This window comes from Devosia sp., assembly GCF_024707125.1.
Taxonomy (GTDB): Bacteria; Pseudomonadota; Alphaproteobacteria; order Rhizobiales; family Devosiaceae; genus Devosia.
Genome location: NZ_JANQAH010000003.1, coordinates 234406 through 254678, shown reverse-complemented (window position 1 = coordinate 254678; position 20273 = coordinate 234406). Strand labels below are relative to the sequence as shown.

The following is a 20273-nucleotide window of genomic DNA, read 5'->3' as shown; positions in this document are numbered from 1 at the left end:
CGTGTGAACCCAAAAAATAGGCAATCTTTGGGAATGCCTGCCATGCGTGCAATTTATGCGCTTTAGGACTGGTCAAGCGCTTTACCTTTGGCTTAGCATTCGCCCGGCAAGCATTGGATAACCATGACCACCGCCCTAGACCCCAAGGACATCCACCCGCCATTCGCGCCCTATAGCCACGGCATTGTCGTTCCGCCGGGCCAGCGTCTGGTCTTCTGTTCCGGCCAGCTCGGCATATCGGTCGACAAGACCATTCCCCCCGATTGCGCGGGGCAGACGAAACTCTGCTTCGACAATGTCGCGGCCATTTTGCGTGAAGCCGGGCTTGGCCTCGAACACATCATCCGCATCAATGCCTATGTGACGGGGCGCGAGCACCTCCCCGACTATATGGGCGTGCGCAATGCGCTCTTTTCCGCTCCATACCCTGCCTCGACGCTGGTGATCGTCTCCGGCTTTGCCCGGCCCGAATTCGTCGTCGAAATCGAAGTCATCGCGGCCGGCCCCGCCTGAGGAACTTTTTACATGCGCAAGATCTGGTGGACTGATTTCGCGGCGCGCGAATTCGAAGGGCTCGACCCCAACAAGACCATTGCCATCCTGCCCATCGCAGCGGTGGAACAGCACGGCCCGCACCTGCCGGTCGGCACGGACACGATCATCAACACCTCGATGATCGAACTTCTTATTGAGCGCGCGCCTGCGGATATGGACCTGCGCATCCTGCCGGTTCAGGCCATTGGCAAGTCCAACGAGCACATCTGGGCCAAGGGCACTATTACCCACACGGCGACGAACCTGATCGAAGCCTGGACGCAGATCGGGCTCGAAGTGGCCCGGGCGGGCGTGAAGAAGATCATTTTCATCAATTCGCACGGCGGCAATGAGGAAATCATGGGCATCGTCGCCCGCGAACTGCGCGTTCGCGCCGGCATGCTGGCGGTCAAGAGCGGCTGGCGCTTCACGCCGCCCGGCGTGTTGAGCGACCTCGAACGCCGCCACGGCATCCATGGTGGCGATGCGGAGACGTCATTGGTGCTGCACTTCAAGCCGCATCTGGTCGACATGTCGAAGGCGGAGAATTTCGTTTCTATCGCCGCAAGTGATGAACAGCAGTTTCAATATCTGCGGCCCACGGGGGCTTTTGGGCACACCTATGCGTGGATCGCGTCCGATGTGAACCCGTCAGGCGCGGTGGGCGATGCATCCATCGCTACGGCCGAGAAGGGCAAGACGATCGCCGAAGCCAATGTGGTCGGCATGATCGAGGTCTTGCGAGAAATCGAAGCCATGCCGCTGCCCGGCGAGCGCAGGGGCTAAGCGACCGGCGTCCAGCGCTCGTTTTCGTTGAGCGTGAAGCGCGGCGAGCTGAGAGGCGCGACGATCCGGTCGCGCCAGGCCGCTAAGGGCTCCTGCCAGTTCGTCCCCTGCAACATGGCGCAGCCGATCACGGCCGGCTCGATCTCTGCCTTCCGAAGCAGGCGCAGGACTGCACCCATCGATTGGCCGGAACTGATGACATCGTCGATCACGGCGACGCGCTGGCCGCGTAGCAGCGGCAGCATGCGCGGATCGACATAGAGCGTTTTGCTTGCGGTCGGGCTGGTGATGGATTTCATCGGCTCGGAGAGATCGTCGCGGTACCAAAACTTTCGCGAGGTCCCGAGCGGCACCATGCGCGTGTGCCCGAGCCGCCGCGCCACGTTCGAAGCGAGGGGTAGTCCGAGCGTCGGCACGCCAATGATGACTTCTGGATTCTTCGTCTTGAGTAGGGCGGTCAGCGCGGCGGCGAGTCCATCCTCGACCGCAAAACTGGCCTGGTTGAGGATCAGCGACGCAACAGCCGATTTGCCATCGCCGGGCAAGACCCGCAGCGGCAGCGGCAATTGCCGCCCGTCGGCCAGCGGCGCGGGGTAAAAGCCGAGATACCCGTCAGCTGGGTTTTGCTCGTGCGTACCGGGCTGGGCAAAGGCCTGCCAGAATTCATGCGGCTCGAAACTCACGCCAAGTCCTTGATTCAATGATGCGGTGCAAGCAAAGGTTCTCCACCGATCCTATGACAAGACGAGCAGGCCAATGCAATCGCGCAGCAATGATCCCTTCGAACTCGAAGCCATGACGGCGCTGCGCCGCGATTTTCATGCCCACCCTGAACTGGGTTTCGAGGAAGTCCGCACCAGCGCTATCGTCGCCGAAAAACTCGAAGAGGCCGGCATCGAAGTGCATCGCGGGCTTGGGAAAACCGGCCTCGTGGGCACGCTTAGGATTGGTGACGGCCCCCGCCGCATTGCGCTCCGCGCCGATATGGATGCGCTCGCCATGCCCGAACTGGCCGATCGTCCCTATAAGTCGGGCACGCCCAACACCATGCATGCCTGCGGCCATGACGGCCACACCGTAATGCTGCTCGCTGCGGCGCGCCATCTGGCGCGGACCAAGAATTTCTCGGGCACTGTGCACTTCATCTTCCAGCCGGCCGAAGAGGGTAGGGGTGGCGCTAAGGCCATGGTGGATGAGGGATTCTTCAAGCAGTTTCCGGTGGATGCCGTTTATGGCCTCCACAACATGCCCGGCCTCGCGACGGACGAGATGGCCGTGGTCGCGGGCCCGCAACTGGCCTCGTCCGATAGCTGGACCGTCACCTTCAAGGGTGTTGGCACGCATGGTGCCAAGCCGCATCTTGGGCGCGATGCTGTGACGGCTGCGGGACACTTCCTCGCAGCTATCCACACCATCGTCGCTCGCGTGGTGAATCCGCTGCAGCCCGCCGTTGTCAGCGCCTGTGCGCTCGAAGCGGGGGACTTCAAGGCGCTCAATGTGATTCCCGATATCGTTCGCATCGGCGGCACGGCTCGCGCCTATCGTGCCGACGTACGCGACCAGCTTGAACTGGAAATTGGCAATATCGCACGAGGTGTGGCGGCGACCTTCGGCATTGAGGTTGACTACGAATTCCTGCGCCGCATTCCGCCGGTGGTGAATGATGGCGACGCGACCGCCCGCGCGCTGAAGGCAGCGCAGGCCGCCACGGGCCGCCCTGTCGTCACCGATTTTCCGCCCTCAACCGCTGGTGATGACTTCGCCTATTTCGGCGCCGAAGCGCCGGGCGCCTATGTCTGGCTGGGCAATGGTCCGGCCGTCGACGGCGCGCTGCACCACAATTCGCGCTACGATTTCAACGACGACGCCATTCTCACCGGCGCCCGCTTCTGGGCGACGCTGGTGGAACAGGAACTGTCGGCCTGATCAGACGAACCCGGTTCGCAGCAAAGCGAGAGCGCGCTCGGTATCGACGCCGAGCGCCACATCGACCGGTTTGCCGCGCCGGTCGACCAGCAGCCGGCCGGCATCGGGATCATCGCCAAGGTCGATATCGAGTTTCATGTTCTCGATCTTGAAAATGCTCGGGTCGAGCGCCACCAGCATTACGCAGGGGTCATGCAACGGCCGGCTCAACCGTCCGTCCTGCAGGTAGGCCGTGAGCAATTCGCGGGCGAGGCGTCCGTGTGGCGTATCGGGCAGCGCCTCGACATAGTCCGTCTGCGCCCGGACCTTGCGGGTCACGTCGAGCGGAATGATCGTCACCTTGGCGGAACTGCCGATCACCACCGAAGCAGCCTCGGGATCAGAGGCAAAATTGAACTCCGAATTCGGGCCGGAATTGCCGGGTTCATTGATGGTCCCGCCCATGACGATGATCTCGCCGATCCGGTCAACCACCTCGGGATGCTCCGTCAGTACATGGGCGACATTGGTCAGCGGTCCCAGCGCCAGAATGTCGACGCTGCCCGGTTCGGATTCTGCGAGAACCCGCGCGATCCAGCCGGGAGCATCGTCGAGTGCCGGCGCTAAGGGAGCGGGCAAAGTAACGCCCTTGAGCCCATCGGCGCCGTGAACGATGGCGACCAGATCCTGCAATTCGCGTGTCAGCGGAATATCCGTGCCGCGGACAACCGGAATGTCGCCACGCCCCATCACTGCCAGCAGACCGCCGGCATTGTCGGTTGTGCGATCGAGACCGATATTGCCGGCAATGGTCGTGAGGCCAAGCACGTCGAAATGGCCCGATCCCAGCGCGAACAGGATGGCGATGGCATCGTCGAGGCCCGGATCCGTGTCGATGATGACGCGCTTCTTCATGGTCTAAAAGTCCTCAACGCCGCCTTTTCGCGGCCTTGGTTCCAGATGATCGCTTAGCCTTGGCGATCGATCCGATCCATTTCCGCCTTGAACTGGCGGGCGATCTGATTGGCATCGGCAACGGTCTTGCCGACATCCAGCGTTTGCACCTTGCGCTCCCGCATCAGCCAGCGGCCGGCAACCATGGTGTCGGTCACGTCGGACGGCAGGGCCGCGAAGACGAGGGCGGAATAGGGGTCGTAAATCGGGTGGAAACGCGGGGCGGCGAGGCTGATGCGGATCAGGTCCGCCTGTTTTCCAACTTCTAGCGAACCGGTCTTCAAATTGAGGCTCAGGGTCCGGGCGCCTTCGATCGTCGCCATGCGGATCACGTCGACGGCTGGCAGCGGCTTTCGCGAGCCGGCGAGGAGCTTTGCGAACATCGAGACCGGCGCGAACTGGCTGAAAAGATCGAGCGTATTGCCGCTCATGGCGCCATCGCTGCCGATGCCGACCGGCAGGCCAGCGTTGCGCATCTTTTCCACCGGGGCAATGCCGCGGCCAGCCTTGCCGTTGGAGCGCGGATTGGTGACCACGCAGACCTGATGCTCGGACATCATGCGGATGTCGGCGTCATCGAGTTGCAGGCAATGCGCGCAAATGAGATTGGGTTTCAGGAGCCCGGCTTCGGCAGTGACCTCAACGGTGGATTTGCCGTGCGTGTCGAGCGCCCATTTTACCTCAAGCGAACTCTCGGCGAGGTGCATCTGCGCGGGCACGTCGGGGTGGTCGGCCGACCACTGTGCGATCCGGGCCATGGTGTCGCGGCCGGTGGAGTAGGGGGCGTGGGGGGCGATGGATGGTGTCACCAGCGGATGGCCGGTGAAGCGATCGACCAGTTCTTCCACGCGGGCAAAACCCTCGTCGAAATTCTTGTGATCCGGCGGATCGAAATCGGCCAGCGTCTGGCCGACAATGGCGCGGAGGCCCGCCTTGTCGCAGACATCGCCGACTTCGGTTTCGAAGTAATACATGTCGGCCACCGTGGTGACCCCGCCCTGGATCATTTCCAGCGCCGACATGGCCGACCCGACGCGCACCATCTCCGCCGACACGAATTTTCGCTCAAGCGGCAGGATGTAGCGATAGAGCCGGTCATCGACATCTTCGCCGAGGCCGCGGAATACCGACATGCCCATATGGCAGTGGGCATTGACCATGCCCGGCATGACGATGTCGCCACCACAATCGACTGTCTCCGCACCCGGAACATCAGGCGGTGTGCCGGAGCCGAGCGCCGATATCGTCGTGCCCTCGACATGCACCCAACCGTTTTCATGAACGGTCAGGGCGTCGTCCATGGTGACGACAAGGGCATTGGTGAAGAGAACGCTCATTCCACCGCCAGGATGGTGCACTGATCCGGCACCGGCACCAGCTTGGCGTTCGAGCCCGGTTCCAGCGGCTTGCTGAGCGGACCATTGGCCACCAGCATCCCGGCAGCGGTTTCGCTCTGATACTGATAGGCGCGACCGAGGTACGTGCGCAGGCCCAGCGTCGTCGGAATGCCTTCGGCGGCCATATTGTCGGTGACCGCCAGGCCATCGGCGCGGCAGGCGAGGACAAAATTGTCGGGGATCGCACCAAAGTGCTCGAGGCTGAGCGTCAGCTTCACTCCGCCAGCGGCTTCCGCCGTGATCTTGGCGCCATCGCGGGCGACGACCTTCATCGGCACGAGGTTTTCAAAACCGACGAAGCGGGCGACGAAGGCATTGGCCGGGCGCTGGTAGAGGTTCTCCGGCGTATCGAGCTGCATGATCTTGCCCGCATGCATGATCGCCACGCGATCCGAGATCGAGAAAGCTTCTTCCTGGTCGTGGGTCACATAGACCGAGGTCGTGCCATTGGCACGCTGCAGCTGGCGGATTTCGACGCGCATGTCGATGCGGAGCTTTGCATCGAGGTTGCTGAGCGGCTCATCGAACATCAGCAGCGGGGGCTCGATAACGAGGGCGCGCGCAAGCGCAACGCGCTGCTTCTGGCCGCCCGAAAGGGCGCCGGGCAGGCGGTCAGCGAGATGGGCAAGACCCACGCGTTCCAGCATGGCGCCGACGCGCTTGGTTTTCGCTTCACCAGAAATGCCGCGCTGCTTGAGGCCGAAGCCGACATTCTCGGCGACGCTCAGATGCGGGAAGAGCGCGTAGTTCTGGAAGACGAGACCAATGTCGCGCTGGTGTGCGGGCAAGCGCGTAAGATCCTTGCCGCCGAGCGTAATGCTACCCGAGGTGGGCTGGAGGAAGCCGGCGACGAGGCGCAGGGTCGTGGTCTTGCCGCAGCCCGAGGCGCCGAGGAGGGAGACGAGTTCACCCTCGGCGATATCGAGCGACAGATCCTCGAGAACCTTGGTCTGGCCGTAGTGGGCGGTGATGTTGCGAATGGAAAGCGGCTTGGTCACGGCAGACCTCTATTTGGCAAGGAAGGTGAGGCCCAGCGTGCGCTCGACAATGGCCATGACGGCCACGGTGAGCACCATGAGCATGACCGAAACCGAAGCGACGGTAGGATCGAAGAACTGCTCCATATGGGCGAGCAGCTGAATGGGAAGCGTCGAAATGCCCGGTCCCGTGAGGAAGATCGAGATCGACACGTCATTGATCGAGGTGATGAAGGCCAGGGATGAAGGCCGCAATCACGCCCGAGCGGACATTGGGCAGGAGCACGGTGAAGAAGGTCTTCAGCGGCGGCGAACCCAGGCTGATCGCCGCTTCCTCGATGGAGAAATCGAAAGAGGCCAGCGAAGCCGAAATCACCCGGATCACATAGGGCAAGATCAGGATCGTGTGGCCGATGACCAGCGACAGGAAGATCGGCGCATTGAACTGGAAGGCGAGATTCTTCAGCAGCGAAAAGCCCAGCACCAGTTCGGGCACCAGCACCGGCAGCACGAACAGCGTCGACAGCCAGCCCGGAAGCTGGATGCGATAGCGGCTCATGGCGTAGGACGCCGGAATGCCGATCAGCAGCGCCACGAAGGTCGAAAGCACGGCGACCTGCAGGCTGGTGAGAATGGTGCGCCGGAAGGCGTCGATCTCAAAAATGTTCTGGAACCAACGCAGACTAAGCCCCTGCGGCGGGAAGGTGAGGAACGTCGTATCGCTGAGGGCGGCGCCCACCACGATGACGAGCGGCCCCACGAGGAACAGGAAGACGAGAGCGGTGAAGCCGATCAGGGCTGGATGGATCTTTGTCGGCATCAGACGGTCATCGGGTTGAGGCGGCGGGCCGCGGCATTCATCGCCATGACGATGGCAATGGTGATCACCACCATGATGGCGGCGATGGTGGAGGCGCTCACCCAGTCAAAGGTGACCATGGCCTGCTGATACATCAGCGTACCCATCATCATCACCTGCTCGCCGCCGAGTAGCTGGGGCGTGGCGTATGAGGTGAAGCTGCCGGTAAAGACCAGCACGGCGCCGACGATGAGGCCGGGCACGGCCAGCGGCAGGATGACCTGCGTAAAGGTTGCCCACGAATTGGCGCCGAGCGAGGCCGAGGCCTGGATCAGGTCATCGGGAATGGCTTCCAGCACGCCCACAAGGGTGAGGACCATCAGCGGCACGAAGAGATAGACCATGGCAACGATCACCGATCCCTGCGTGTAGAGCATGGAGAGCGGTTCGCCGATGAGGCCGAGATTGATCAGCGTCGAATTGAGGATGCCGTTTTTGCCCAGGATTATGAGCCAGGCGAACGAGCGCACGACAACGCCGGTCAGCAGCGGAAAGACTGCGGCGATGATCAGGATGGATTTGAGCCAGCCCGGTGCACGCGACACCACATAGGCAGTGATGAAGCCGATCACCAGCGCGATGACCGTGACGATCAACGAGACATTGATGGTCCGCAGCAGCACCGTGCGACGGAAGCCGCTGCCGAAGAAGGCCTGGTAGGTAGCAAATGGTCCGCCCGGCGTTCCGAACGTCGTGTAGATCGTGGCTGCAACGGGGGCGACTAGCCCCAGCAGCACCAGCAGGGTTGCCGGCGAAGCCAGCGTCCAGCCTGCAAAGCGTTTCATCGCCTATGGCCTTTTTCTTTGGTAGCCCCTCAACCACCACGTCATTCCCGCGGGTAACGGGAATCTCTCATTCAGTGCAATACGGGATTCCCGGGGTTGCGGGAATGACCTCAAAGTAGAGGTGGGGAAAACTCGCGTTTCCCCCACCCGAAAATCTTACATGCCGAAGATTTCGTTCCAGCGATCAACCCAGCCGCCCTTAGCTGCATTGAGCGCGGCCGAGTCGATGCTCTGCAGGCCAGCGATCACGTCTGCACCATAGGTCCAGAGCGCAGCCTGTTCCGGGGTCAGCGTGACGGCGGTATTGACCGGAGCGTCAACGCCCTGCTCGGCCAGCTGCTGCTGGATTTCCGGCGACAGGATGAAGTTGATGAACTCATAGGCCAGTTCCGGCTCGGCAGCGCCCTTCGGAATATTGACCGTGTTCAGCGTCGCGATCGAGCCTTCCGAAAGGTCGGCCCAGACAACGGTCGGCACGGCGGCCTGGATCTGAGCCAGGGTGAAATCCTGCGCGATGGCAGCGGTCACTTCGCCGGTCGAGAAGAGGTTAATCATCTCCGAACCGGTGTTGTAGTTCTTCACGACATTCGGCTTGAGGGCCTCGACACCGGCAAAGGCGCCATCGGCGTCTGCGAAGGCATCGACGCCCTGATGTTCGCCGGCCTTGACCACAACCATCGGGCCAGCCGTGGTGGTGATACCCGGCAGCGACAGGGAGGAGGCGAGGTCTTCACGCCACAGGTCGTTCCACGAGGTGATCGGGGTCGTTACCTTGGCGCTGTCATAGACGACGCCGACGCGGCCGATCGAGTAAGCCGGGCCGTAACCGCCCTGCGGGTCCTTGGCGAGGTCATAGAGACCTTCAATGTTCGGGAGCTTGGAGCGGTCGAGCTCCTGGAACAGGCCCAGCTCGATGCCCTGCTGGCTGAAAGCGTCGGTGAAATAGGCCACGTCGACGCCGGCACCGTTGCGGATCTGCAGCTTGTTCAGGCGCTCGCCATTATTGCCGGTTTCAAACTGGATTTCGCAGCCGCACTTTTCGCGGAACGGGGCCAGGATAATGGATTCGAGCTTTTCGCCGTTGAAACCCCACCAGGAAATGGTGAGCGTCTTGGTCTGCGCGAAGGCAGGCGTGGCAAAAGCCGCGGTGGCGGCAAGGCCAAGCGCGAGAGTGGTTGCGACGATACGTGACATGTCTTGTTCCCTGTTCCAGCAGGCTTGGGACCGCTGGCGTTTGAGTGTGCTCCCTCGGAAATTCAGCCTATTTTTGCGCCCGAGTTAACACAAGACTAATTTCTGGGCTTTCCGTCGCAATCCGCATGAAATCGCAGAACTATTCGGCGTCGTCCTTAACGGCCTCCATCGAGACATGCGTGCTGGTATGGGCCACATGGGGCAGAGCGGAGATCTTTTCGCCCAACACTTCGCGATAGGCCGCGATGTCCTTGGTGCGAACCTTCAGGAGATAGTCGAAGCTCGAGGCGATCATATGCGCCTGTTCGACCTCAGGTAGGGACCGCACCGCCTTGTTGAAGGCCGCCAACGCTGCCTTGCGCGTGTCTGAAAGCTTGACCTCCACGAAGGCAACATGGGGCAGGCCCAGGCGCTTGGGATCGATAACTGCGCGATAGCCGAGGATGTAGCCTTCGGCCTCCAGACGCTTGATCCGAGCCTGGCACGGCGTCTTGGAAAGATTGACCCTGCGGCTCAGTTCAGCGACGCTCAAACGGCCATCGCGCGCCAGCTCATCCAGAATCTTCCGGTCGATTTGGTCTAAAGTTTCGAGAACGACTGTTTTCATGGTCACTTCGCCTACTTGGTGGGCTGAAATTACCACTGTCGTCGCGAGACGGCCATACAAATAGGCGAAACGACTTCCCGGCTTCTGGCATTTTAAGGCAACGCTTTTGAGTGCTCTTCCATGACCGACACGACCGCCTTCCGCGACACCATGCGCAACCGCATTTATGCGGATGAAAACATCCTCGTCCCCCAGCTGATCGAAGCCACCGGCCTCGACGCGGCCCAGCGCCAGTCCATCTCCGGCCATGCCGAAAAGCTGGTGACATCAGTCCGCACCGGCAACAAGCTCGGGCTGATGGAGAGCTTCCTTGCCGAGTATGGTCTTGCCACCGACGAAGGCGTGGCTTTGATGTCGCTGGCCGAAGCGCTGCTGCGCGTGCCCGATGCCGAGACCGTCGATGCGCTGATCCACGACAAGGTCGGCGGCTCCGACTGGGCCAGCCACTTTGGCTCGTCATCGAACACGCTGGTCAATTTTTCGTCCTGGGCGCTGAACCTGACCGCCGACGTGCTGGGTGACCCCGAAGTCGGCCCCAAGAACGCGCTGCACCGCGCCATTGCCCGCCTCGGCGAACCGGTCATCCGCACCGCCGTCGGTCAGGCCATGCGCCTCCTCGGCAGCCAGTTTGTTTTCGGCCGCACCATCGACGAAGCCGTCGCTAATGCGAAGAAGCCGGAATCCCTCGGCTACCGCTATTCCTACGACATGCTGGGCGAAGCCGCCCGCACTGCCGAAGACGCCGAGCGCTATTTCAAGGCCTATTCGGACGCCATCGCCACGCTCGCCCCGCACTGCACCTCCTCGGCTGTGCGCGACAATCCCGGTATTTCCGTAAAACTCTCGGCGCTGCACCCGCGCTACGAGTTCGCGCAGCGCGAACGCGTTCTTACCGAACTCGTTGATGCGACTCGGAAACTCGCCATTGCCGCCCGTGAAGCCAATATGGGCTTCAATATCGACGCCGAAGAAGCCGATCGTCTCGATCTCTCGATGGAAATCATCGAAGCCGTGCTGGCAACGCCCGAACTCGCCGGTTGGGAGGGTTTTGGTATTGTCGTGCAGGCCTATGGCAAGCGCGTGCTGCCGCTGATCGACTGGCTCGAAGCCACGGCCGAAAAGTACGATCGCAAGGTCATGGTGCGTCTCGTCAAGGGCGCCTATTGGGACGCCGAAATCAAGCGCGCCCAGGTGCTCGGCCTGCCGGGCTTCCCGGTCTATACGCGCAAGGCCATCACCGACGTCAGCTACATCGCTGCCGCCCGGAAGCTCTTTTCCAAGAAGCGCATCTACCCCCAGTTCGCCTCGCACAATGCCCACACGGCCGCTGCCGTGCTGCATCTGGCGGCTGAGGCCGGTCGCCTAAACGACACCTATGAGTTCCAACGCCTCCACGGCATGGGCGAGCGCCTGCACGAAGTGCTGCGCACCAACCACGGCACCACCACGCGCATCTATGCGCCCGTCGGTCCGCACAAGGATCTGCTAGCCTATCTCGTGCGTCGCCTGCTCGAAAACGGCGCCAATGGCTCTTTCGTCTACCAGATCGCCGACGAGGACATTCCGGCCGCCAAGGTCGCAGAAGACCCGATCACCAAGCTCCTGGCGCTCGATGGTTTTGCCAACCCGAACATCCCGCTGCCCGACGCCGTCTTCGGCGCGCGCCGCAATTCGGCCGGTCTCGACCTGACCGATCCGGTGGCCTTCGGCGCCGTGAATGCGGCCCGCGAAGCCTTCTGCAAGACCCAGTGGCTGGCAACGCCGCTGCCGGTTGCCGAAGCCTCCAGCGAAACCACGCCGGTCATCAACCCGGCTGACCCCACCGACATCGTCGGCCAGGTGGTTTCCGCCTCGGCCAAGGGTGTTACCACGGCAATCTCCGCCGCCGTTGCCAGCAAGTGGTCGCAGACCGCTGTCGGCACCCGCGCTGAACTCTTGCGCAAGACCGCCGACCTCTACGAAGCCAACCGCGCCGAACTTTTCGCGCTGCTGGCTCGTGAAGCCGGCAAGTCCTGGGCGGATGCTATCGCCGAGGTCCGCGAGGCCGTCGACTTCCTGCGCTATTACGCAGCCGAAGCCGAGACCAAGCCGCTGGCTGCTGCCCGCGGTCCGTTCGTGGCCATCTCGCCGTGGAATTTCCCGCTCGCCATCTTCTCCGGCCAGATCGCCGCGGCGCTCGTTGCCGGCAATCCGGTGGTGGCAAAGCCGGCGCCGCAGACCCCGCTCATCGCCTTCCGCGCCGTGCAATTGATGCACGAAGCCGGTATCCCGACCGACGCAATCCAGCTCATGCCGGGCGGCCCGGATGTCGGCACAGCGCTGACTTCGGATGCGCGTATCGCCGGCGTCGCCTTCACCGGCTCACTGCCGACGGCCCATCGCATCGACCGCGCCATGGCCGAACATGTCGACGCCAAGGCGCCGCTGATCGCCGAAACCGGCGGCCTCAACGCCATGATCGTCGACTCGACCGCGCTGCCCGAACAGGCCGTGCGCGACATTCTCGCCTCGGCCTTCCAGTCGGCCGGCCAGCGCTGCTCGGCGCTCCGCGTTCTCTATGTGCAGGAAGATGCTGCCGCGCGGACCATCGAAATGCTCAAGGGCGCGATGGACGAACTGACCCTCGGCAATCCCTGGGATCTCGCCACCGATATCGGCCCGATCATCGACGAGCCGGCGCGCAAGAAAATCCAGTCCTATGTGGATGTTAACGCGAGAAAGGTGATTCACGCCATGAAGGCGCCCGCCGTTGGCACCTTCGTTGCGCCCACCGTCGTAAAGGTCGGTGGCATCGGGGAAATTCCGGAAGAAATCTTCGGACCCGTGCTGCACGTCGCGACCTTCAAGGCCGACGAGCTCGATAGCGTCATCGACGCCATCAACGCTTCCGGCTATGGCCTCACCTTCGGCATGCACACCCGCATTTCGAGCCGCGTGAAGAAGGTTTCTTCGGCAGTTCACGCCGGCAATATCTACGTCAACCGCAACCAGATCGGCGCCGTCGTTGGCTCCCAGCCCTTTGGTGGCGAGGGCCTCTCGGGCACCGGCCCCAAGGCTGGCGGCCCGCACTATGTCGCGCGCTTCACCAAGGGCCATTCCGGCCTGCAGGCTGCCGCCGAAACGCTGCCGGGCCCGACGGGCGAAAGCAATGTGCTGCACGTCTCGCCGCGCGGCACCCTGTTGTGCCTTGGCCCGACCGAAGCCGATATCTCGGCCCAGAAGGTCATGGCCGGCCAGGCCGGCTGCGTGCCGCTGGTCGCCTCGCTCGATAAGGACATGCTTGGCGTCGCCACCACCTTCGACGCTGTCGCCTGGTTCGGCGATGACGCAACGCTGTCGACCATCCGCAAGACCCTGGCCGGTCGCGACGGTCCGATCCTGCCAGTGCTGACGTCAACCGAAGACGTCGCACGCTTGCAGCATGAACGCCACGTCTGCATCGACACCACGGCAGCCGGCGGCAACGCCACGCTGATCGCCACGGCGAGCTGAGGGCTTTCCTCTCTTCCACTGTGTCATCCCCGCGAAAGCGGGGACCTCCGTTTCCTAAAACAGGGCCTCCCGCTTTCGCGGGAATGACACCGTGGGGTGGGGTAGCCTGGTGTGAAGCTCAAAGCAAAAAAAGGCCCGTGGTGATCACCACGGGCCTTTTTGATTCTATACGAGAACTTTAGCTTCAGCGCGCAACAACCGCCGCTGCCAATTTCGCCGGAATCGACAGCACTGCCTTGATCTCTGCAACGCGTTCCGGCGTGTAAAAATCCGTCTCGTGCAGCATGTTGACCGTGCCGACCAGTTCGCCGCCAAGTATGACCGGCATGTTCACCACCGACTGGCAGCCGAGCGAGTTGATCAGCTCATAGTCGGGAAACACCTTGGCGATGTCTTCGATCGTGTTGGCGACGAAATAGGCGTGCTGCTTGTGCACGATGTCGAACCAGGCGTCGTAGTGGATCGGCTTGGTGCCCGAAGTGGGGTAGCTGAGGGCATCGCTCGTATAGGCGCGGCGGGCCAGTTCATTGGCCATGTCGACGGTCATATAGGTGAAAAGCTTCACGCCCACGGTGGCTTCAGTCAGCGTCTGCAGCGCGGCAAAGGCCGCTTCGACACCCTTGGCCTCGGCAATGGCCGCGTCAAATGCGGCGAGGGCGGCGGAATGGTCAGTCATTCGAATAGTCCTTAGTATGAAATATCAGGCGGCCGTCGCGGCGAGCAATTCGCGCGAATAGGGCTCCTTGAGGTCGCCTTGCTTGAGCTGGGCGACGTCGGCAATCTCGACGATTTTGCCATGTCGCATCACGGCGAGGCGGTCGCAGAGGAAGCTCACGACGGGCAGGTTATGCGTCACCATCAGGAAGGTGAGGTTCTGTTCCCGACGCAGGCGCTTGAGGAGGTTCAGGATTTCCGCCTGCACCGAAACGTCGAGCGCCGAAGTCGGCTCGTCGAGCAGCAGTACCTTGGGCTCGAGCATCAACGCCCGCGCAATGGCGACACGCTGGCGCTGGCCGCCCGAAAGCTGGTGCGGGAAGCGGAAGCGAAAACGCTGGTCGAGACCGACTTGCTTCAGCACCGCTTCAACCCGCTCCCCGCGATTGCCGATGCCATGAATGGCCAGCGGCTCGGAGAGGGCGGAGTCGATGGTCTTGCGCGGATGCAGCGAGCCGTAAGGGTCCTGGAACACCATCTGCACAGTGCGCGAGACATTGCGGTCGACGCCATGGGTCCGCGGCTTGCCCAGCACCGAAATTTCGCCGGTCCATTCCGGAGCGAGCCCGGCAATGGCGCGCAGGATCGTCGACTTGCCCGAGCCGCTTTCCCCGACGAGGGCAAAGCTTTCGCCTTCCGGGACGTCGAGGTTCACCCCATGCACGACCTTGGTGTCGCCATAGGAAATGTCGAGATTTTTGAGGGTAAGTGCGCTCATGTGCCCGCCCATTGTGTCCGGTCGAGCACCGGCAATTCGTCGCGTGTTTCGTCAATCACCGGCATGGCCGCAAGCAGGCCCCGCGTGTAGGGGTGCTGCGCCTTGTCGAGTTGCCCGGCGGCGCATTCTTCAACCACGCGGCCGGCATTCATCACGAGGATGCGGTCGCAGTAGCGGCTGACCAGCGCCAGGTCGTGGCTGATCAGGATCAGGCCCATGCCTTTTCTCGTGACCAGATCATCGATGATGTCGAGCACCTGCGCCTGCACCGAAACGTCGAGTGCCGAGGTCGGCTCGTCGGCGATGAGCAGTTCAGGCTCAGGGATCAGCATCATTGCGATCATGATGCGCTGGCCCATGCCGCCCGAAACTTCGTGCGGATAAAGCTTGGCCACGCGCTCGGGATCGTTGATGCGGACGGCAACAAGCATGTCGAGAATGCGCTGCTGCACTTCCTTGCGGCCCAGCCTCTGGTGCGTCACCAGTGCTTCGGCGATCTGCTCGCCAACAGTCATCACCGGGTTGAGCGAGAATTTCGGGTCCTGCATGACCATGGAAATGCGGGCGCCGCGAATGGCGCGCATCTGCTTTTCGTTCTGGTCGAGGATGTCGATCCCCTCGAAACGCAGCTTGTCGGCGGTCACTTCACCGGGCTTGCGGATGAGTTTGAGGATCGAGCGGCCAGTCATCGACTTGCCCGACCCGCTCTCGCCCACAATGCCCAGCCGCTCGCGACCGAGGGTGAAGGAGAGGCCCTTCACCACTTCGACGCGACCGGAATGGGTCGGAAACGAAACGCGCAGATTTTCGACTTCGAGGAGGGGAGAACTCATGACTTGCCCTCGCTCTTGGGATCAAGCACGTCGCGCAGGCCATCGCCGAGGAAGCAGAAGCCGAGCGAGACGATGATGATGGCAAAACCGGGCATGGTCGCGACCCACCACTGATCGAGAATGAAGGTGCGGCCACGCGAAATCATTGCGCCCCACTCGGGCAGCGGCGGCTGTGCGCCAAGGCCGATAAAGCCCAGGCCTGCTGCCGTCAGGATCACCCCGGCCATGTCGAGCGTTACGCGGACGATCATCGACGAGGTGCAAAGCGGCAGGATGTGCTGCACGATCACACGGATCGGACCGCCACCGGCCAGCTGCACCGCCGAGATATATTCGGCATTGCGAATGGTCAGCGTTTCGGCGCGGGCGATACGCGCATAAGCCGGCCAGGAGGTGATGGCGATCGCGATGATGGCATTGTTGATGCCCGGCCCGAGTGCCGCCACGAAGGCCAGCGCCAGGATCAGTTTGGGCAGCGACAGGAAGATGTCGGTAAAGCCCATCAGCACGCGATCGACCCAGCCACCGAAATAGCCGGAGATTGCCCCGATGAGGAGGCCCAGCGGCGCCGAGATCAGCGCCACCAGCAGAACGATGGTCAGGGTGATCTGCGAACCCCAAACCACACGTGAAAAAATATCACGGCCAAGCTCATCCGTGCCCATCCAGTTGACGCCCGAGGGGGGCAACAGGCGCTGGCTCAAGTTCTGCCCTGTCGGCGAAAACGGCGCGATCCAAGGCGCAAAGAGGGCCGTCAGCAGCAGGACGAGGATGATGACCCCGCCCAGCACCGACAGGGGATTGCGGAGGAGGGCGGTGAACACCCGATAAGCGCGGCCGGCATTGGCCTGCCAGCGCGAAGTGGGGGAATCGGCGAGAAGCCAGTCACGCGTCGTCATTAGCGAGCCCTCGGATCGAGGACGCGGTAGAGCACGTCCGAAACTTTATTGATGACGATGAAGACGGCGCCAATGACCAGCGTCGAACCGAGCACGGCATTCATGTCGGCATTGAGCAGCGCCGTCGTCAGATAATTGCCGATGCCGGGCCAGGAGAAGACCGTCTCGATCATCACCGAACCTTCAAGCAGCCCGGCGTAAGAGAGGCCGATAACCGTGATCAGCGGCACACGGATCGGGTTGAAGGCATGGCGCCAGATAACGATCCGCTCCGGCACGCCTTTGACGCGCGCCGTGGTGACGAATTCCTGGCTCAACTGATCGAGCATGAAGCTGCGCGTCATGCGGGCGATGTAGGCGAGGCTGAAAAAGCCCAGCACGGACGCCGGCAGCACGATGTGCCAGACCGCGTTCCAGAAAATGTCGATCTCGCCCTGCACGAGGCTGTCGATCAGGATCATGCCGGTGATGGGCGTAACGAGCCCATCGTAGAAGATGTCCAGACGACCCGGTCCGCCAACCCAGCGCAACCGGGCATAGAAGATCGCAAGACCGACAAGCCCGAGCCAGAAGGCAGGCACCGAGTAGCCGAGGAGGCCCACCACGCGAATAGCCTGATCGAGCCAGCTGCCCTGCCGCGCCGCGGCGGTCACCCCAAGCGGCACGCCGATGGCGACACCGATGAGAATGCCCAGCGTCGCCATTTCGAATGTCGCCGGGAAGAAGCGGCTGAGATCGTCGGCAACGGCACGGCCGGTGGACACAGACATGCCGAGATTGCCGGTGAAAACATTGCCCACATAGGTGACGAACTGCATGTAGAGCGGTTGATCGAGCCCCATGGCGATCTTGGCCGCATCATACTGCGCCTGCGTCGCGCGATCGCCCACCACGGCGAGCACTGGATCGATCGGGATCACGCGCCCGATGAAAAATGTGATCGCCAGCAGGCCCAGAAAAGTGAGGAAAAGCGTGACGAGAAAGGTCGTGACGGCCCCGATCTGCCGTCTTGTACGCTTGCCCGATAGTTTTTCTGGCGGTGGCGAGGTCAGCGCCGGCTGTTCAGTCGTCACACGAAATCCTCTTGTAATAACAGGGTTTTATCGCCGCAGGATCAGTTACCTGCAGGTTGCAAAACCTTCACATTTCCCTTTCACCATACAAGAAACTTTGCTTATATCAAAAAAATTTTGGTGGGATGGATGGCTCAGAGCGCTCTCGCAGAAGTGGAGCAGGGGCACCCGAAGGTGGGTGCGCTTATCCGTGCGCGCCGTCGACAGCAGCATATGACGCTGATGGATTTGGGTGCCGTGGCCGAGGTTTCGGTGGGCTATCTCAGTCAGGTCGAGCGCGATCATGCCACGCCCTCGCTCGGCACGCTCGCCCAGATCGCGCGGGCCCTCGGCGTTTCCATCGAATATTTCGTTTCCGCCCCGGCGCCGCACAATGCGCTGACGCGGGCAGGGGACCGCAATCGCTTCTCGCTCGATGGCTCGTCCATCGTTTACGAGCGTCTCGGTGCCGACTTCCCCGGCAACCAGCTTTCAAGCTTCATCATGCTCGTGCCGCCCGGCTATCGCTCTGAGACGGTGTCGCACGAAGGCGAGGAAATCCTCTACGTGCTCGAAGGGGCCATCACCCAGCGCCTCGATGGCGAGGAGATGGTGATGAATGCCGGCGATAGCCTCCATTTCCGCGGCAACCGCCCCCATTCCTGGGCCAATCACACCGATCAGCCTGCCAAGCTCCTCTGGACCGGCACGCTCGCACTCTTCCGCTCCACGGCGCGTCCGTCGCGCCAGGTGGTGGCGAAAGCAAAACCCGGCATCAACAAGCCGGTTCGAAAAAAAGTCACTTCAAAGGAGAAACGCACATGAAACTCTTCCGCGCCGCCCTTCTGGCGTCCACGCTCAGCCTGCCGCTGGCAGCTGGCGCCGTCTACGCCGCGACCCCGGCCGATGCCCTGGTCATTGCCCAGAACATCGACGACATCGTCGCGCTCGATCCCGCACAGGCCTATGAATTCTCGGCCGGCGAAATCAACGCCAACCTCTATGACCACCTGGTGCAGTACGCCGCCGAGGACACCACTGTTCTCGCGCCTGGCCTTGCTTCGGAATGGACTGCTGACGAAGCCGCCAAGTCGCTGACCTTCACCATGCGCGAAGGCGCCACCTTCGCCTCGGGCAACCCGGTCCGCGCCGAAGACGTGCACTATTCCTTCAAGCGCGTCATTGCGCTGAACCTGACCCCGGCCTTCATCCTGACCCAGCTCGGCTGGACCCCGGAAAACATCGACGAGATGGTCACCGTTGACGGCAACACTGTCACCGTGAAGTGGACCGGCGACTTCGCTTCGGCCTTCGTGCTGAACGTACTCGCTGCCCGTCCGGCCGCCATCGTCGACGAAGTGCTGGTTTCCCAGCATGTGACCGGCGAAGACTGGGGCAATGCCTGGCTCAACACCAACTCGGCTGGTTCCGGCCCGTTCGTGCTGACCGACTACCGTCCGGCTGAACTCGTTCGCCTCACCGCCAACGAAACCTATTTCGATGGCGCTCCGGCCATGAAGCAGGTTCTCATCCGTCACGTTGCCGAAGCCGCGACCCAGCAGCTGCTGCTGACCTCGGGCGACGTCGACATGGCCAAGAACCTGACCCCGGACCAGATCTCGGGTCTGCCGGCTGACACGGTGAAGGTCGAGTCCTACCCGCAGGCTGCCGTCCACTTCCTGTCGTTCAACCAGAAGACGGAATCGCTGACCCCGCCGGCCGTCTGGGAAGCTGCGCGTTACCTCGTCGACTATGACGGGATGACCGAGACCTTCCTCAAGGGCCAGATGGAAAAGCACCAGGCCTTCTGGCCCAAGGGTTTTCCGGGCTCTTATGACGAGACGCCGTACACCTACGACGTCGAAAAGGCCAAGCAGATCCTGGCTGACGCCGGTATCACGACCCCGATCAACGTCACCCTCGACGTGATCAACTCGACCCCGTTCACCGACATTGCCCAGTCGCTGCAGGCTGGCTTTGCCGAAGCCGGCATCAACTTCGAAATCCTGCCCGGCACCGGCGCCCAGGTGATCACCAAGTACCGTGAGCGTACCCACCAGGCCATGCTGCTCTATTGGGGCCCGGACTTCATGGACCCGCACTCGAATGCCAAGGCTTTCGCCTACAATTCGAACAATGCGGACGACAACTACACCGCGACCACGACCTGGCGTAACGCCTGGGCCGTGCCGGCCGAAATGAACGACGAAGTCAATGCCGCTCTCGCCGAGCCCGATCAGGCCAAGCGCAACGAGCTCTACATTGACCTGCAGAAGAAGGTTCAGGCCGAAAGCCCGATCGTCATCATGTTCCAGGCGGCTCTCCAGATCGCCATGGCCAACAATGTCGAAGGCTATGTGAACGGCTCGAACTCGGACTTCGTCTACTACCGTCTCGTGACCAAGCAGTAGTCTTTCCAAACACGACCGCGGGGCCAAATCCCGCGGTCACCCACGGCGGCGATTGTCCCTCGGTCGCCGCTTGCGGAGCCGGGCATCCTCCTCCCGCTCGGCTCCGCTCTTTTTCTCCGGCCCCTCACCCTAACCCTCAATGACGAGGGTTAGGGT

At 62.3% G+C, this 20273-nt stretch carries 18 protein-coding genes and 1 pseudogene; 6 read left to right on the top strand and 13 right to left on the bottom strand.

The features are described 5' to 3' along the window. The first annotated feature begins 123 nt into the window (after nt 1-123). Together NVV77_RS02230 and NVV77_RS02225 are read left to right on the top strand one after the other, a co-directional pair. The gene (locus NVV77_RS02230) at nt 124-513 is read left to right on the top strand and encodes a RidA family protein (RefSeq protein WP_295410297.1); all 390 of its coding nucleotides are present in this window, start codon (nt 124-126) and stop codon (nt 511-513) included. A 12-nt stretch (nt 514-525) separates the two neighbouring features. Continuing rightward, nucleotides 526-1320 (top strand): creatininase family protein, encoded by a 795-nt coding sequence (locus NVV77_RS02225; protein WP_295410295.1) that lies wholly within the window; start codon nt 526-528, stop codon nt 1318-1320. On the opposite strand, the gene NVV77_RS02220 is transcribed toward NVV77_RS02225, so the two are convergent. Next, complete coding sequence (locus NVV77_RS02220; RefSeq protein ID WP_295410293.1) at nt 1317-2003, bottom strand: phosphoribosyltransferase; 687 nt, start codon at nt 2001-2003, stop codon at nt 1317-1319. The genes NVV77_RS02225 and NVV77_RS02220 overlap by 4 nt on opposite strands. 73 nt (nt 2004-2076) lie before the next feature. Here NVV77_RS02220 and NVV77_RS02215 point away from each other — a divergent pair, with 73 nt between their 5' ends. Next, nucleotides 2077-3246 (top strand): M20 aminoacylase family protein, encoded by a 1170-nt coding sequence (locus tag NVV77_RS02215; RefSeq protein WP_295410291.1) that lies wholly within the window; start codon nt 2077-2079, stop codon nt 3244-3246. On the opposite strand, the gene NVV77_RS02210 is transcribed toward NVV77_RS02215, so the two are convergent. The 7 genes and pseudogenes from NVV77_RS02210 to NVV77_RS02180 form a co-directional block, all read right to left on the bottom strand. Next, on the bottom strand, nt 3247-4140 hold the full coding sequence (locus NVV77_RS02210) for a nucleoside hydrolase (RefSeq protein WP_295410289.1): 894 nt from the start codon (nt 4138-4140) through the stop codon (nt 3247-3249). 53 nt (nt 4141-4193) lie between these two features. Then, nucleotides 4194-5516, bottom strand: a complete 1323-nt coding sequence (locus NVV77_RS02205) for an amidohydrolase (protein ID WP_295410287.1) — start codon at nt 5514-5516, stop codon at nt 4194-4196. Beyond that, nucleotides 5513-6574 (bottom strand): ABC transporter ATP-binding protein, encoded by a 1062-nt coding sequence (locus tag NVV77_RS02200; RefSeq protein ID WP_295410285.1) that lies wholly within the window; start codon nt 6572-6574, stop codon nt 5513-5515. Before NVV77_RS02200 ends, NVV77_RS02205 begins: the two co-directional genes overlap by 4 nt. Nucleotides 6575-6583: 9 nt before the next feature. After that, nucleotides 6584-7376, bottom strand: a pseudogene (locus NVV77_RS02195) (ABC transporter permease). Then, nucleotides 7373-8197 carry an ABC transporter permease gene (locus NVV77_RS02190; protein WP_295410283.1) on the bottom strand — a complete coding sequence of 275 codons (825 nt, stop codon included), beginning with the start codon at nt 8195-8197 and terminating at the stop codon, nt 7373-7375. The pseudogene NVV77_RS02195 and the gene NVV77_RS02190 overlap by 4 nt, the downstream one beginning before the upstream one ends. A 156-nt stretch (nt 8198-8353) precedes the next feature. Continuing rightward, a complete protein-coding gene (locus NVV77_RS02185) occupies nt 8354-9391 on the bottom strand; it encodes a PotD/PotF family extracellular solute-binding protein (RefSeq protein WP_295410281.1) in 1038 nt (345 codons plus the stop codon). 139 nt (nt 9392-9530) lie between these two features. Further along, the gene (locus tag NVV77_RS02180) at nt 9531-9998 is read right to left on the bottom strand and encodes an Lrp/AsnC ligand binding domain-containing protein (protein ID WP_295410279.1); all 468 of its coding nucleotides are present in this window, start codon (nt 9996-9998) and stop codon (nt 9531-9533) included. A 120-nt stretch (nt 9999-10118) separates the two neighbouring features. Between NVV77_RS02180 and putA the strand changes: the two genes are divergently transcribed. Then, nucleotides 10119-13490, top strand: a complete 3372-nt coding sequence (gene putA / locus NVV77_RS02175; protein WP_295410278.1) for a bifunctional proline dehydrogenase/L-glutamate gamma-semialdehyde dehydrogenase PutA — start codon at nt 10119-10121, stop codon at nt 13488-13490. Nucleotides 13491-13674: 184 nt separating this feature from the next. On the opposite strand, the gene NVV77_RS02170 is transcribed toward putA, so the two are convergent. From NVV77_RS02170 to NVV77_RS02150, 5 genes are read right to left on the bottom strand one after another with little or no spacing between them, the layout of a single operon-like run. Next, the gene (locus NVV77_RS02170) at nt 13675-14166 is read right to left on the bottom strand and encodes a GAF domain-containing protein (RefSeq protein WP_295410276.1); all 492 of its coding nucleotides are present in this window, start codon (nt 14164-14166) and stop codon (nt 13675-13677) included. Between the two features lie 24 nt (nt 14167-14190). Then, nucleotides 14191-14922, bottom strand: coding sequence for an ABC transporter ATP-binding protein (locus NVV77_RS02165; RefSeq protein ID WP_291420552.1), 732 nt, complete (start codon nt 14920-14922; stop codon nt 14191-14193). Next, nucleotides 14919-15755: an ABC transporter ATP-binding protein gene (locus NVV77_RS02160; protein ID WP_295410273.1), complete on the bottom strand. Its 837-nt coding sequence runs from the start codon at nt 15753-15755 to the stop codon at nt 14919-14921. Before NVV77_RS02160 ends, NVV77_RS02165 begins: the two co-directional genes overlap by 4 nt. Beyond that, on the bottom strand, nt 15752-16654 hold the full coding sequence (locus NVV77_RS02155) for an ABC transporter permease (RefSeq protein WP_035081519.1): 903 nt from the start codon (nt 16652-16654) through the stop codon (nt 15752-15754). The genes NVV77_RS02160 and NVV77_RS02155 overlap by 4 nt, the downstream gene beginning before the upstream one ends. Continuing rightward, complete coding sequence (locus NVV77_RS02150) at nt 16654-17655, bottom strand: ABC transporter permease (protein ID WP_295410595.1); 1002 nt, start codon at nt 17653-17655, stop codon at nt 16654-16656. Before NVV77_RS02150 ends, NVV77_RS02155 begins: the two co-directional genes overlap by 1 nt. 201 nt (nt 17656-17856) lie before the next feature. On the opposite strand from NVV77_RS02150, the gene NVV77_RS02145 reads away from it, so the two are divergent. Continuing rightward, complete coding sequence (locus NVV77_RS02145; RefSeq protein WP_295410270.1) at nt 17857-18531, top strand: helix-turn-helix domain-containing protein; 675 nt, start codon at nt 17857-17859, stop codon at nt 18529-18531. Further along, nucleotides 18528-20117 carry an ABC transporter substrate-binding protein gene (locus NVV77_RS02140; RefSeq protein ID WP_295410268.1) on the top strand — a complete coding sequence of 530 codons (1590 nt, stop codon included), beginning with the start codon at nt 18528-18530 and terminating at the stop codon, nt 20115-20117. Before NVV77_RS02145 ends, NVV77_RS02140 begins: the two co-directional genes overlap by 4 nt. Nucleotides 20118-20273 lie beyond the last annotated feature (156 nt).

What these genes read in the sequence shown, in the direction of transcription:
- NVV77_RS02205 (WP_295410287.1), bottom strand. Translation starts at nt 5,516, where the DNA reads ATGAGCGTTCTCTTCACCAATGCCCTTGTCGTCACCATGGACGACGCC.
- NVV77_RS02190 (WP_295410283.1), bottom strand. Translation starts at nt 8,197, where the DNA reads ATGAAACGCTTTGCAGGCTGGACGCTGGCTTCGCCGGCAACCCTGCTG.
- NVV77_RS02230 (WP_295410297.1), top strand. Translation starts at nt 124, where the DNA reads ATGACCACCGCCCTAGACCCCAAGGACATCCACCCGCCATTCGCGCCC.
- NVV77_RS02225 (WP_295410295.1), top strand. Translation starts at nt 526, where the DNA reads ATGCGCAAGATCTGGTGGACTGATTTCGCGGCGCGCGAATTCGAAGGG.
- NVV77_RS02145 (WP_295410270.1), top strand. Translation starts at nt 17,857, where the DNA reads ATGGCTCAGAGCGCTCTCGCAGAAGTGGAGCAGGGGCACCCGAAGGTG.
- NVV77_RS02165 (WP_291420552.1), bottom strand. Translation starts at nt 14,922, where the DNA reads ATGAGCGCACTTACCCTCAAAAATCTCGACATTTCCTATGGCGACACC.
- putA (WP_295410278.1), top strand. Translation starts at nt 10,119, where the DNA reads ATGACCGACACGACCGCCTTCCGCGACACCATGCGCAACCGCATTTAT.
- NVV77_RS02185 (WP_295410281.1), bottom strand. Translation starts at nt 9,391, where the DNA reads ATGTCACGTATCGTCGCAACCACTCTCGCGCTTGGCCTTGCCGCCACC.
- NVV77_RS02180 (WP_295410279.1), bottom strand. Translation starts at nt 9,998, where the DNA reads ATGAAAACAGTCGTTCTCGAAACTTTAGACCAAATCGACCGGAAGATT.
- NVV77_RS02170 (WP_295410276.1), bottom strand. Translation starts at nt 14,166, where the DNA reads ATGACTGACCATTCCGCCGCCCTCGCCGCATTTGACGCGGCCATTGCC.
- NVV77_RS02155 (WP_035081519.1), bottom strand. Translation starts at nt 16,654, where the DNA reads ATGACGACGCGTGACTGGCTTCTCGCCGATTCCCCCACTTCGCGCTGG.
- NVV77_RS02140 (WP_295410268.1), top strand. Translation starts at nt 18,528, where the DNA reads ATGAAACTCTTCCGCGCCGCCCTTCTGGCGTCCACGCTCAGCCTGCCG.
- NVV77_RS02210 (WP_295410289.1), bottom strand. Translation starts at nt 4,140, where the DNA reads ATGAAGAAGCGCGTCATCATCGACACGGATCCGGGCCTCGACGATGCC.
- NVV77_RS02160 (WP_295410273.1), bottom strand. Translation starts at nt 15,755, where the DNA reads ATGAGTTCTCCCCTCCTCGAAGTCGAAAATCTGCGCGTTTCGTTTCCG.
- NVV77_RS02215 (WP_295410291.1), top strand. Translation starts at nt 2,077, where the DNA reads ATGCAATCGCGCAGCAATGATCCCTTCGAACTCGAAGCCATGACGGCG.